The sequence below is a fragment of the Streptomyces sp. WM6386 genome (genome assembly GCF_000972385.1).
In the GTDB taxonomy this organism is placed as follows: Bacteria; Actinomycetota; Actinomycetes; order Streptomycetales; family Streptomycetaceae; genus Streptomyces.
This window is the reverse complement of sequence record NZ_JXTE01000014.1, coordinates 59,555-72,094: the sequence shown is the minus strand read 5'-3', so window position 1 is coordinate 72,094 and position 12,540 is coordinate 59,555. Positions and strand designations below refer to the sequence as shown.

The 12,540-nt window shown below is 70.9% G+C and carries 12 protein-coding genes; 8 read left to right on the top strand and 4 right to left on the bottom strand.

Features of this window, described 5'->3' with window-relative positions; all coding sequences use genetic code 11:
- Nucleotides 1-237 precede the first annotated feature (237 nt).
- Genes TN53_RS11475 through TN53_RS11465 form a run of 3 tightly spaced genes read left to right on the top strand, consistent with a single transcriptional unit; the run spans nt 238 to nt 2,899 of the window.
- On the top strand, nt 238-1,176 hold the full coding sequence (locus TN53_RS11475) for a metal ABC transporter solute-binding protein, Zn/Mn family (RefSeq protein WP_046258390.1): 939 nt from the start codon (nt 238-240) through the stop codon (nt 1,174-1,176).
- Nucleotides 1,173-2,024 carry a metal ABC transporter ATP-binding protein gene (locus TN53_RS11470; RefSeq protein ID WP_234441561.1) on the top strand — a complete coding sequence of 284 codons (852 nt, stop codon included), beginning with the start codon at nt 1,173-1,175 and terminating at the stop codon, nt 2,022-2,024. Before TN53_RS11475 ends, TN53_RS11470 begins: the two co-directional genes overlap by 4 nt.
- Nucleotides 2,021-2,899, top strand: a complete 879-nt coding sequence (locus TN53_RS11465; protein WP_046258389.1) for a metal ABC transporter permease — start codon at nt 2,021-2,023, stop codon at nt 2,897-2,899. Before TN53_RS11470 ends, TN53_RS11465 begins: the two co-directional genes overlap by 4 nt.
- Nucleotides 2,900-3,135: 236 nt before the next feature.
- Here TN53_RS11465 and TN53_RS11460 read toward each other — a convergent pair whose 3' ends face one another.
- From TN53_RS11460 to TN53_RS11445, 4 genes are read right to left on the bottom strand one after another with little or no spacing between them, the layout of a single operon-like run.
- Entirely contained in the window at nt 3,136-3,798 is a 663-nt protein-coding gene (locus TN53_RS11460) for a response regulator (protein ID WP_046258388.1), read from the bottom strand.
- Nucleotides 3,795-5,120 (bottom strand): sensor histidine kinase, encoded by a 1,326-nt coding sequence (locus tag TN53_RS11455; protein WP_095046429.1) that lies wholly within the window; start codon nt 5,118-5,120, stop codon nt 3,795-3,797. Before TN53_RS11455 ends, TN53_RS11460 begins: the two co-directional genes overlap by 4 nt.
- A gap of 26 nt (nt 5,121-5,146) precedes the next feature.
- Entirely contained in the window at nt 5,147-5,974 is an 828-nt protein-coding gene (locus TN53_RS11450; RefSeq protein WP_046258387.1) for an ABC transporter permease, read from the bottom strand.
- A complete protein-coding gene (locus TN53_RS11445) occupies nt 5,974-6,903 on the bottom strand; it encodes an ABC transporter ATP-binding protein (RefSeq protein WP_046258386.1) in 930 nt (309 codons plus the stop codon). Before TN53_RS11445 ends, TN53_RS11450 begins: the two co-directional genes overlap by 1 nt.
- Nucleotides 6,904-7,334: 431 nt before the next feature.
- On the opposite strand from TN53_RS11445, the gene TN53_RS11440 reads away from it, so the two are divergent.
- From TN53_RS11440 to wecB, 5 genes are all read left to right on the top strand, one after another.
- A complete protein-coding gene (locus TN53_RS11440) occupies nt 7,335-7,934 on the top strand; it encodes an acyltransferase (RefSeq protein ID WP_046258385.1) in 600 nt (199 codons plus the stop codon).
- A 269-nt stretch (nt 7,935-8,203) separates the two neighbouring features.
- The gene (locus tag TN53_RS11435; protein WP_046258384.1) at nt 8,204-9,367 is read left to right on the top strand and encodes a hypothetical protein; all 1,164 of its coding nucleotides are present in this window, start codon (nt 8,204-8,206) and stop codon (nt 9,365-9,367) included.
- Complete coding sequence (locus tag TN53_RS11430) at nt 9,364-10,134, top strand: WecB/TagA/CpsF family glycosyltransferase (RefSeq protein WP_046258383.1); 771 nt, start codon at nt 9,364-9,366, stop codon at nt 10,132-10,134. The genes TN53_RS11435 and TN53_RS11430 overlap by 4 nt, the downstream gene beginning before the upstream one ends.
- Nucleotides 10,134-11,393: a nucleotide sugar dehydrogenase gene (locus tag TN53_RS11425; RefSeq protein WP_046258382.1), complete on the top strand. Its 1,260-nt coding sequence runs from the start codon at nt 10,134-10,136 to the stop codon at nt 11,391-11,393. The genes TN53_RS11430 and TN53_RS11425 overlap by 1 nt, the downstream gene beginning before the upstream one ends.
- 3 nt (nt 11,394-11,396) lie before the next feature.
- The gene (gene wecB / locus TN53_RS11420) at nt 11,397-12,530 is read left to right on the top strand and encodes a non-hydrolyzing UDP-N-acetylglucosamine 2-epimerase (RefSeq protein ID WP_046258381.1); all 1,134 of its coding nucleotides are present in this window, start codon (nt 11,397-11,399) and stop codon (nt 12,528-12,530) included.
- Nucleotides 12,531-12,540: the final 10 nt, after the last annotated feature.

The following is a 12,540-nucleotide window of genomic DNA, read 5'->3' as shown; positions in this document are numbered from 1 at the left end:
GGCGGCGCGGGCCTCACTTGTCGGCGAACGGCCGTTCTTCAGCCGCGCCACCCAGGTTTCTGCGAACTCTTTGCAGGTACAACCAGACAGCGGCAAAGCCCGCGTCAGGTTTCGGCCAGCAGCCACGTCAAGTATTGGCAATGGTTTTCACATGGAACGGATTCGGTCATACTTCTGACATTCATTTTCATCTAGCGTGGCGTGCGTCCCCTTGCTCCACCCCCTCGCGGAGGATCCATGTCCACGTTCCCGTCCCGGCGCCTGGCCGCCCTGATCACCGGCACCTCGCTGGTCGTCCTGGCAGGCTGTGGCAGCTCGTCGGACTCCGACAACGGCGGGAGCGCCTCACAGAGCCCGGCCGCCGCCTCCGCGATACCGGTCGTGACCTCGACGAACGTCTACGGCGACATCGTCGGGCAGATAGGCGGCACGAAGGTCGATGTCACCTCGATCATCAGCGACCCGGACCAGGACCCGCACTCCTACGAGGCCAACACCCAGAACCAGCTGGCCCTGTCGAAGGCGAAGGTCGTCGTCGAGAACGGCGGCGGCTACGACGACTTCGTGGACCGGATGCTGAAGAGCGGCAACTCCTCCGCCGAGGTCCTCAACGCCGTCAAGATCTCCGGCAAGACCGCGCCGAAGGGCGGCGAGCTCAACGAGCACGTCTGGTACGACTTCCCCACCGTCTCCAAGATCGCCGACAGCATCGCCGTCGCCCTCGGCAAGGCCGACCCCGACGACGCGGCCACGTTCACCAAGAACGCCGAGGCCTTCAAGGCGAAGCTCCAGCCGCTGGAGGCGAAGGAGGCGCAGATCAAGAAGGAGCACAGCGGTGATGCCGTGGCCATCACCGAACCCGTGCCGCTGTACATGATCGAGGCGAGCGGGCTGGAGAACGCCACGCCCCCGGAGTTCAGCGAGGCCATCGAGGAGGGCAGCGACGTCTCCCCCAAGATCCTTCAGGCCGCGCTGGCGCTGTTCTCCGGCAAGAAGGTCGAGGCGCTCGTCTACAACGCGCAGACCTCCGGCCCGCAGACCGAGAAGGCCGAGGCCGCGGCCAAGGCGGCCGGCATCCCCGTCGTCCCCGTGACCGAGACCCTGCCCAGCGGCAAGGACTACCTCGGCTGGATGACCTCCAACGTCGACGCGCTCGCGGGCGCGCTGGACAAGTGAGGGGCCCGGGCCGGATCCCGGCACAGGGCGGAACCGGTGCGGTCATCAGCCTGCGCGGGGCCGCCCTGTCGTACGGCGAGCGGGTCGTCTGGAGCGACCTCGAACTCGACGTACGCCCCGGCGAGTTCGTGGCCGTGCTCGGTCCGAACGGGGCCGGCAAGACCAGCTTCGTCAAGGCCCTGCTGGGCAGGCAGCCCCTGTCCGCAGGGACGCTGACCGTCCTGGGCCGTACTCCCCGCGAGGCGGCACGACAGCTCGGATACGTGCCCCAGCAGGCGGAGTTGTCGGCGCAGGCCATGCTGCGCGCCCGCGACCTCGTGCGCTTCGGCATCGACGGGCACCGCTTCGGACCACGGCTGCGCACCACCGCCGTCCGCCGCAGGGTGGACGAGATCCTCGAGTCGGTCGGGGCGTCGGCGTACGCGGACGTCCCGCTCGGCGTGCTGTCCGGCGGAGAGCGCCAACGCGTGCGCATCGGGCAGGCGTTGGCGACCGATCCGCGGATCCTGTTGTGCGACGAACCGCTGCTCTCGCTCGACCTGCATCACCAGCGGGCCGTCACCGAACTGGTCGACGCCCGCCGCCGTTCGCACGGCACGGCCGTGGTCTTCGTGACCCACGAGATCAATCCGGTGCTCGGCCTGGTGGACCGGGTGCTGTACCTGGCCCGGGCCGGTCACCGGGTCGGTGCGCCGGAGGAGGTCCTGACCTCCGCGTCGCTGTCGGAGCTGTACGGCACGCGGGTCGACGTCGTCCGCGTCCAGGGGCGGGTCGTGGTCGTCGGCGCCCCCGACGAGACGGCCGCGCCGCCCCATCACGCTCCCGAGATCGAGGAGGTGCGCTCATGACGGTCGCCGACGGCGTCTGGCAGCAGATCTTCAGCTTCGACAACTACGGCGAACTCCTCGCGCTCGTCCGCAACTCGCTCTTCGCCGGAGCCGCCCTCGGACTGGTCGGCGGTCTCGCCGGGGTCTTCGTCATGATGCGTGATCTGCCGTTCGCGGTGCACGGCATCAGCGAGTTGTCCTTCGCGGGGGCGTCGGCGGCGCTGCTGCTGGACGCGAACATCGTGGTGGGCTCGATCGTCGGATCGCTGCTCGCGGCCGGCACGATCGGGGTCCTGGGAGCGCGGGCGCGGGACCGCAACTCGGTGATCGGCATCATCATGCCGTTCGGGCTCGGGTTGGGCGTGCTCTTCCTCGCTCTCTACAAAGGGCGGGCGGCCAATAAGTTCGGTCTGCTGACCGGGCAGATCGTCGCGGTCGACACCCCGCAGATGGCCTGGCTGCTGGGCACTTCGGCGCTGGTCGTGGTCGCGCTGGCGGTCATGTGGCGGCCACTGTCCTTCGCCAGTGCCGACCCGGACGTCGCCGAGGCACGCGGGGTGCCGGTGCGCTCGCTGTCGTTCGCGTTCATGCTCGTGCTGGGGCTCGCGGTGGCACTGTCGGTGCAGGTCGTCGGCGCCCTGCTGGTCCTGAGCCTCGTCGTCACGCCGGCCGCGGCCGCCGCCCGTGTCACGGCGTCGCCGGTACTGCTCCCCGCGCTCAGTGTGCTGTTCGCGGTCCTCTCGATCGAGGGCGGCATCCTGCTCGCGCTCGGCAGCTCCATCCCGATCAGCCCCTATGTCACCACCGTGTCGTTCACGATCTACGTCGTCTGCCGCGTGGCGGGCAAGCGGCGCGTACGCCGCTGGGGGGCGCGCGGGACGGCCTTGGCGCCCTAGGCGCCGGCCGCGAGAGGTACTTCCATGTCAGGGGCGGTCTCGCTGGACCGCCCCTTCGGGCATCGCTCAGGACCGGCCCGTCGCACCGGTCGCCGGCAGGCCGTTGACCACGAGCGTGGCCAGTGATTCCCGGTCGGCTCCGACATCGGGTGGGAGCTGTGACTGCGGCGCCGGGACACAACACGGCCGTGAACACGCTCCCCTACACGCACATGGCCGACGTCGGCGCGGGGCGTTCAGGACCGTGGTGTGACCAGGCCCGCGTCGTACGCCACGATCACCGCCTGGATGCGGTCGCGCGCCCCGACCTTGGCGAGCACCCGGCTGACGTGCTTCTTCACCGTGGACTCGGTGAGCATCAGCCGCTCCGCGATCTCCGCGTTGGTCCAGCCCCGGCCGATGGCGACCAGCACCTCGTGCTCGCGTCCGCTGAGCGCGGCGACGCGCGGGTCCGGGGCGGCGGTGGGCGGCGGGGCGACCTGATGGACGTAGGTGTCCAGCAGACGTCTGGTCAGTCTGGGGGCGACGACCGCGTCGCCCGTCGCGACGGCCTGGATGCCGGCGATGAGTTCCTCGGGGCGGGCGTCCTTGAGCAGGAAGCCGCTGGCTCCGGCGCGCAGGCCCGCGTAGGCGTACTCGTCGAGGTCGAAGGTGGTGACGATGAGGACGCGGGTGCGGCCGCCGGCGGCGACGATGCGGCGGGTGGCCTCGATGCCGTCCATGCCGGGCATGCGGACGTCCATCAGGACGACGTCGGGGCGCAGTTCGGCGGCCATGCGCACCGCCTCGGCGCCGTGTCCGGCCTCGCCGAGGGGGGTCATGCCGGGGGTGCCGGTCAGCAGCATGCGGAAGCCGAGGCGCTGCAGGGGCTGGTCGTCGGCGATGAGGACGGTGGTCATGAGACACGCTCCCCGGGTTCGGGCCTGGCCGGGGCGTCGAGCAGGACGTCCACGACCCAGCCACCGGTGCCGTCGCGCGGCCCGATGGTGACGACCCCGCCGTACATCGCGGCCCGCTGCCGGATGCCGACGACGCCGTGTCCGGGCTCGGTCGCCGGCCGCGGCTCTTCTTTGTGCCGTGGCCCGCTGTCGGTCACCCGGACATGGACTCCGCCGTTCTCCACGGCGACGGTCACCTCCGCCGCGGCTCCCGCGCCGGCGTGCTTGAGCGTGTTGGTGAGGGCTTCCTGGACGATGCGGTACACGGTCAGCTGGACGCCGTCGCCGAGCGCGGCCGGATCGCCGCCCGTCCGGTACGTCACCTTCAGTCCCGCCGCGCGGACACGCGTGAGCAGCGCGTCCAGGTCTTTGATGCCGGGCAGCGGGCTGAGCGAGGCGTCCTCCGGCTGGTCCCGCAGAACGCCGAGGGTGCGCCGGAGTTCGCCCATGGCCTGCCGTCCGGTGTCGCCGATGAGGCGCAGGGCCTCTACGGGTTCCTGGCCGCCGTGTGCGGCGAGGGTGGCGGCGCCGTCGGCGAGGCCGACCATGACGGAGAGGTTGTGGCCGACGATGTCGTGCATCTCGCGGGCCACGCGCGAGCGTTCGGTGGCGGCCATGAGGCGCTCGCGCTGCTCGCGCTCGATCTCCAGCCGCTCGGCCCGGTCCTCCAGCGCCGCCATGTACAGCCGGCGGGTGCGGAAGGTCAGGCCCAGAGTCACCGCGGCCGTCGTGGTGCCCAGCAGGAAGAACAGGCCGACCAGCGGCCGGTCCACCGGCACCAGGACGCAGACGGCCAGGGTCGTCTCCAGGACGATCAGTCCGGCCGCCCAGGCGAGCGTGCGCAGCGAGCCGCGCAACGCCAGGCTGTAGAGGGCGACCAGCAGAGCGAAGCCGGCCTGCTGCCAGATGCCCAGCGACCACTGGACCAGTGAGATCAGCGAGATCGTGAAGAAGGCGGCCGCGGGCGCCCTGCGCCGCCACCACAGCGGCAGGACGAGCGCGATCGCGCCGACTGCCATCGCCCAGGTCGGCACGTCGGAGCCCTGCCGGGCTCCGCCGAACGGGCCTTCGTCGCCGCCGGTGAAAACGTCGGGCAGGCTGACGGCGGCCACGGCCAGGACCACGACCGTGTCGAACAGCCAGGGATGACGTCGGTCCAGGCCCTGCTGGCGCCGCTGCCCGCGCAGCAGCCGGCCCAGCACCGGGTGCGCCCATGCGGCGTCGAGCCCGGAGGACGGTGATACCACCGCCTTCGGGCCCTGGTCCGCCTGCCGGGCTCTCATACGTCCCATTGTCGGCTCTGCCTCGATCAGACGTCGGTCCGCGCCAGCCGGTACGCCGCACCGGCGAGCGTCAGCACCACCCACCCGACGAAGACCGCCAGCCCCGCCCCCGGACTGAGGGAGTCCGAGGCCTCGTGCAGGGCGTAGACGGCGCTGCCGGCGTTGCCCGGCAGGTACGGCGTGACGGTGTCCTCCCAGGAGTCGGGCAGCAGAGTGGCCAGGCCGCCCAGGATGAGCAGTACGCCGACCAGGATCGCGATGCCTCCGGCGGTGGACCTCACCAGCGCGCCCAGCGCCACGCCCCACACGGCCACCAGGCCAAGGTAGAGACCGGCGCCCACGAGGCTGCGCAGCACACCGTCGTCGCCGAGGGACAGTGCGATCTTCTCGCCGTCCAGGCCCGGACTGCCCAGCGCGAAGGCGCCCAGTGCGGCCACGGTCGTGATGACGAGGGCGACGGCCCCGAAGACGGCGCTCTTCGACCACAGCACCGGCAGTCGCCTGGGCACCGCGGCCAGGGTGGAGCGGATCATGCCGGTGCTGTACTCGCCCGCGGAGACCAGCACGCCGAGCACTCCGATCGCCAGCGAGGCGAAGGTCAGTCCGGTCAGGGCCAGGCTGACGGCGTCGCCGGCACCGCCACCGCCCGGTCCGGGGGGACCGTCGCCGGCGACCGCGTCGGGGCTGTAGGTGGCGGAGGCGATCGCGCCGATGGCGACGAGCAGGAGCAGGGCGACGCCCAGGGTGATCCAACTGGAGCGCAGCGACCAGAACTTGGCCCACTCGGCGCGCAGGACACGCCGGCCGGTGACCTTGTAGGCGGGGCGTACGACGGAGAGGGTCGGGGCGGTCATCAGCCGGCCTTCCGGGCGGTCTCGGCCGGGGCGCTCTGGTACTCGACCTCGTCACGGGTGAGCTCCATGAACGCCTCCTCCAAGGAGACGGACTGGGGGGTGAGTTCGTACAGCGGCACACGGTGCTGCGCGGCGATGAGGCCGATCTCGCGGGCGTCGCGTCCGGCGATCAGCAGTTCCTCCGTGGCGCCGCAGGAGATGAGGACGTCCGGCCCGGCCAGCAGCGCTCGCAGCTTCACCGGTTCGGCGGTGACGACCTTCACTCCGCCGCCCCCGGCCTCCCGTGTGAAGTCGTCGACCGTGGTGTCCGCGAGCAGTCGACCCCGGCCGATGATCACCAGGTGGTCGGCGATCAGCGCGGTCTCGCTCATCAGGTGCGAGGAGAGCATCACGGCCCGGCCCTCGTCGGCCAGGGAGCGCAGCAGGTTGCGGACCCACAACACGCCTTCCGGGTCGAGGCCGTTGACGGGTTCGTCGAGCATGACGACGGCCGGATCGCCGAGCAGGGCGGCGGCGATGCCGAGCCGTTGGCCCATGCCGAGGGAGAAGGCACCGACGCGCTTGCCGGCCACGCTGGTCAGCCCGGCCAGCTCGATGACCTCGTCGACCCGGCGGCGCGGGATGCCGTGGGTGTGGGCCAGGGCCATGAGGTGGCCGACGGCGGAGCGGCCCGGGTGGACCGACTTGGCCTCCAGCAGGGCGCCGATCTCCTGGAGCGGTGCGGAGTGCTGCGCGTAGCGGCGGCCGTTGACGGTGGCCGTGCCGGTGGTCGGCGCGTCCAGGCCGATGACCATGCGCATGGTCGTGGATTTTCCGGCGCCGTTGGGGCCGAGGAATCCGGTGACCTCGCCGGGCTTGACGGTGAAGCTCAGTCCGTCGACGGCCGTCTTGTCCCCGTACCGCTTGGTCAGGTCGCGTACTTCGATCATCGGGAGTCGTCTTTCGCGTCGCACCGCCACGGCGGGCCCGTGACGTCTCTCCTCGCTCACGCTAGGGGCGCTCTCGTCCCCGTCTCTGGGCCCGCGGATGTCACTTCGTGCCGCCACTGGTACCGCGGTACCAACGGTGGGTCAGTCTCGAGGATGACCTCGTCGGGAAGCGTGGGGCGCCCGGGATGCACGGAACCGGCCGACCTGCGCGGAATCCTTTCTTCGGCGCGTATGGCGTAAGTATGGTGATCTCGTGAAGGCACTCCTGTTGTCCGGTGGCTCAGGTATCCGTTCGCGCCCCATCACACCTGCGTCGGCCGAGCAGCTCGCACCGGTCGAGGTCCTGATCCCGTCGTGAGGAGCCCTTCCTCCTGCGCTTGCCCTGGTGGGGCGGCGCTTCCAGCTCTGTTCGAGAAGAGAGGCCCATCCCGATGAGCTCCAGGATCCAGCCGACCGCCCAGGTCGACGAGACGGCCACGATCGGTGACGGGACGACGGTCTGGGACCTGGCCCAGGTTCGGGAGGACGCCCGCCTCGGCAGCGGATGCATCGTGGGCCGGGGGGCGTATGTCGGCCCGGGTGTGCGGATCGGGGACAACGTCAAGCTCCAGAACTACGCGCTGGTCTACGAACCCGCGGTGCTCGCCGACGGGGTGTTCGTCGGCCCCGCGGCGGTCTTCACCAACGACCATTTCCCGCGCTCGGTGGACCCGCAGGGCCGACTGAAGCGCGGCGGCGACTGGGAGGCCGTGGCGGTGGTGGTGGCCGAGGGGGCGTCGATCGGGGCCCGTTCGGTGTGTGTGGCGCCGGTGCACATCGGTCGCTGGGCGCTCGTCGCGGCGGGTGCCGTGGTGACCCGGGACGTGCCCGACTTCGCGCTCGTGGCCGGCGTTCCGGCGCGCCGGATCGGCTGGGTGGGCCGGGCCGGCGTACGACTGGCCGCGCGGGACGGCGAGTTGGGCGTGTGGGAGTGTCCCGAGACGGGCGAGCTGTACGACGAGAAGGACGGCGAGCTCGTCGAACGCTCGTGACTCCCGTTTCCGTCGTTTCCCTAAAAACGCAAATCATCGAACATCTACAGGCATAACGTGTGTGCGATCTGTGCAGACCGAGCACAATGGGCACACGAACCAGTAGTGCCCAGGGGGGTTACGGGGTGGGGACACCTATGCCTGCTGCCAGGAGCGACGACCACTCCGGCGCCTGACGTCCGCCTTCTTCCGCCGTATGGCCATCCGTGCCAGCGGCGATCCCAGTCTGCGCAAAACCGGACCCACAGGGGGGTTGGTGTGCCCAAAAGATGACCAACACACGTCTGGCGGCACTCGGTCATGAGGAACCGCCGCTGCTCTCGCTCGCCCAACGACTGCTGTCGGTAGCCGAGTTGGGGCTCCCGGAGATGCTGCTCCCGGGTGGTGAAGCCTTCTCCTTCACCATGTCCGGGCGCAAAGCCTCCGACGGTTCCTGGACCCTGGACCGGCGCGGGACCAGCACCCGGTACGCGGCCATCACCGCGCTGGGAGTCGAGTTCCTCCCCGAGGACCGCCAGCGCGCGGTGCTCGCGGGGCGTACCGCCCAGGAGTTCACGGGTCTGCTGATCGAGTCGCTGCCCGCGGTGACCAACCTCGGTGACGCGGCGCTCATCGCCTGGGCCGCCGCCGAGACCGGGCACCCCAAACTGTCCGACGCCCTCGAACGGGTCGAGGCCCTGGACGAGGAGGGCCGGCCCCAGTACACGGTCGAGGCGGCGTGGGTGCTGTCCGCGCTCGCGGCGGCTCGCGACACGGTCGACGTGGAGAGACGTTTCACCGCGGCCCGCGACCGTCTGCTGCGGGCCCGCATCGGTGACAGCCCGCTGTTCCCGCACGCCACCGGCCCCGGCCTGGTGCCCTGGTACCGGGCACATGTCGCCTGCTTCGCCGACCAGACATACCCGTTGCAGGCCCTGGCCCGCGCCCACGCCAGTGACGACCAGGGCGGCGACCCGGAGGCCCTGGCCGCGTCCGAGGCGTGCGCGCGGCGCATCTGCGAGCTGCAGGGCGACGGCGGGCAGTGGTGGTGGCACTACGACGCGCGCACCGGCGCTGTCGTGGAGGGCTACCCGGTCTACAGCGTCCACCAGCACGCGATGGCACCGACCGCCCTGTTCGACCTCACCGACGCCGGCGGCAGCGACTTCGGCGCGTCGATCCGCAAGGGTCTGCGCTGGATGTCGGACGTACCCGAACTGGGCGCCGGCCACGAACCGTTGATCCTCGACGAGCTCGGCGCCACCTGGCGCAAGGTCTACCGGGGCGACCCGAAGAAGGCCGTACGCGCCGCCCGGGGCCTCGGCACCCGCCTCACGCCGGGCCTGCGGCTGAAGTCCCTGGACCGGGTGTACCGCCCCCTGTCCGTGGACCGCGAGTGCCGCCCGTACGAGTTCGGCTGGATGCTCCACGCCTGGCAGGGGGGCCGGATATGAGCGAGCGCCGGACCCTGTTCGGGGTCGAGCTGGACCCGCTGACCATGGACGAGACCGTGGAGCGCTGCCTCGGCGCGGTCCGGGACGGCCGCCGGCTGGAGATCGGGGTGGTCAACGCCGCGAAGCTGGTGAACATGCGGCGCGACCCCAGGCTCGCCGAGGCCGTGTCCGGGTGCGATCTCGTCGTCGCCGACGGACAGGCCGTGGTCTGGGCCGGCCGGGTGCTGCGCGCCCCGCTGCCGGAGCGGGTGGCCGGGATCGACCTGTTCCTGCGGCTGCTCGCCGAGGCGGAGTCGGCGGGCATCTCGGTGTACTTCCTCGGCGCCAGGCAGGAGGTGCTGGAGGAGATGCTGCGCCGGGTGGCCGACCGCTTCCCCGGTCTGAAGGTCGCCGGCAGCCGCAACGGCTACTTCGACGACTCCCAGCAGGAAGCCATCGCGGAGACCATCGCGCACAGCGGCGCCCAGATGCTCTTCCTTGGCATGACCTCGCCGAAGAAGGAGATCTTCACCGCCGCCCACGGCGCGCGCACCGGCACCCGGGTCGTGCACGGGGTCGGCGGCTCCTTCGACATCCTGGCCGGGATCACCAAGCGAGCCCCCGCCGCCTGGCAGCGGATGGGCCTTGAGTGGCTCTACCGCACGCTCCAGGAGCCGCGCCGCCTGGGCCGGCGCTATCTCACCACCAACGCCGCCTTCGTCCTCATGACGGCGCGCGAGTTCATCCGGCTCTCCCCGCAGGCCGCTTCCGCGAACAGGAGTCACTGATGCGTGTCGTCGTGGTGGGACAGGGATACGTCGGCCTGCCGCTGGCCATTCGCGCCGCCGAGGTCGGACACGAGGTGATCGGCTACGACGTCGACGCCCGGCGGATCAAGAGCCTGGCCGCCGGTGAGTCCTTCGTCGAGGACGTCTCCTCCGAGCGGATCCGTGCGGCGCTGGACAACGGCACCTACCGGCCGAGCGAATCGGCCCGCGACTGCGGCGGGTTCGACGTCGCCGTCGTGACCGTCCCGACCCCGCTGCACGAGGGCACTCCCGACCTGCGGTACATCAAGGAGTCGGCGGTCACCCTCGCCCGCTATCTGCGCCCCGGGGCCACCGTCGTCCTGGAGTCGACCACCTATCCCGGCACCACCCAGGAGCTGTTCGGCCCGCTCCTGGAGGACGGTTCGGGCCTGGCCGCGGGCGCCGACTTCCACCTCGGCTACAGCCCGGAGCGCATCGACCCCGGCAACGCGGTCTGGGGCTTCCAGGAGACCCCGAAGGTCGTCTCCGGCGTCGACGCCGCCTCCCTCAAGGCCGTTGAGGACTTCTACGCCGAACTCGTCGACACCACCGTGCCGGTGAGCTCGCCCAAGGAGGCCGAACTCGCCAAGCTCCTGGAGAACACCTTCCGTCATGTGAACATCGCGCTGGTCAACGAGATCGCGATGTTCGCCCACCACCTGGACATCGACGTCTGGCAGGCCATCGAGGCCGCCTCCAGCAAGCCGTTCGGCTTCATGAAGTTCACGCCCGGACCGGGAGTCGGCGGTCACTGCCTGCCGATCGACCCCTCGTACCTGTCCTGGCGGGTGCAGCGCGAACTCGGCCAGAGCTTCCGGTTCGTGGAGCTGGCCAACGACATCAACAACCACATGCCCGAGTACGTGGCGCGCCGCATCGGCGACCTGTTCAACACCAGACGCCGTTCGGTGAACGGCTCGCGCATCCTGCTGCTCGGCCTGGCGTACAAGAAGAACACCGGCGACGCCCGGGAGTCGCCCGCCCTGCGCATCTCCCAACTGCTGCTCGACATGGGGGCCCAGGTCAGGGCGGCGGACCCGCATGTGGTCGAGAGTCTGCCGGTGGACACCCGCCTGGTGCGGGTCGAGCCCACTCCGCAGGAGCTGTCGGCCGCCGATGTGGTGGTCCTGCTCACCGACCATGACGGCTTCGACTACGAACTCGTCGCCGAACACGCTCCCCTGGTCCTGGACTGCCGCCGCCGGCTGCCGTCGGGACCCACGATCGAGGTGCTCTGAACCATGCCGCGCATCGTCTGCGTCGCCGGGGCCCGCCCCAACTACATGAAGATCAAACCGGTGATGGACGCCCTGGAACACCGGGGCGCCGAGGTCGTCCTCGTCCATACCGGCCAGCACTACGACCCGGCGATGAACGACGTGTTCTTCGCCGACCTCGGCATCCGGCCGCCCGACCGCTTCCTCGGGGTCGGTTCGGGCAGCCACGCCGAGCAGACCGGCCGGGTGATGACCGCCTTCGAGCCGCTGCTGGACGAGGTGGCCCCGGACATCGTCGTGGTGGTCGGCGACATCAACTCCACGCTGGCCTGCGCCCTGGTCACCGCCAAGGCCGGACCGCTGCTCGCCCATGTCGAGGCCGGTCTGCGCAGCCGCGACTGGGGCATGCCGGAGGAGGTCAACCGCGTCGCCACGGACCGTGTCAGCGACTACCTGCTGGCCCCCTCGCCGGACGCGGTCGAGAACCTGCGCGCGGAGGGGTACCGGGAGGACCAGATCCACCTCGTCGGCAACGTCATGATCGACACGCTGCTGACCAACCTGGAGCGGGCCAGGGCCTCGGACGTCCTCGATCGATACGGCCTGACCGGAGGCGAGTTCGGCCTGGTCACCCTGCACCGCCCCGCCAACGTCGACGACCCCGAGATCCTCGCCGGGCTCCTGAAGGCCCTGGGCGAGATCGCCGGCCGCTGCCCGCTCCTGCTGCCCGTGCACCCGCGGGCGGCACAGCGGCTGGCCGAGATCGGTGTCCCCGGGGGCATCAGGCTCGTACCGCCCGCCGGATACCTGGACTTCATCGCCCTGCAGGACTCCGCGCGGGTCGTGCTGACCGACTCGGGCGGGGTGCAGGAGGAGACCACGGCACTGGGCGTGCCGTGTGTGACCCTGCGCGACAACACCGAACGGCCCATCACCGTCGAGCAGGGCACCAACGCGCTGGCCGGCCGGGATCCGGCACGCATCGTGGCCACGGTGAACCGCGTGCTGGACGCGCCTCCCGCGCCGCGCCGGCCCGATCTGTGGGACGGCCGCGCGAGCGACCGCATCGCCGACGTGCTGCTGGCCGGAGGCACCGCGAACACCCGGCCCAGACCCACTGATCAACCGAGACCCGGTGACCCATCGCTCCCCATATGATCCGCCTGAA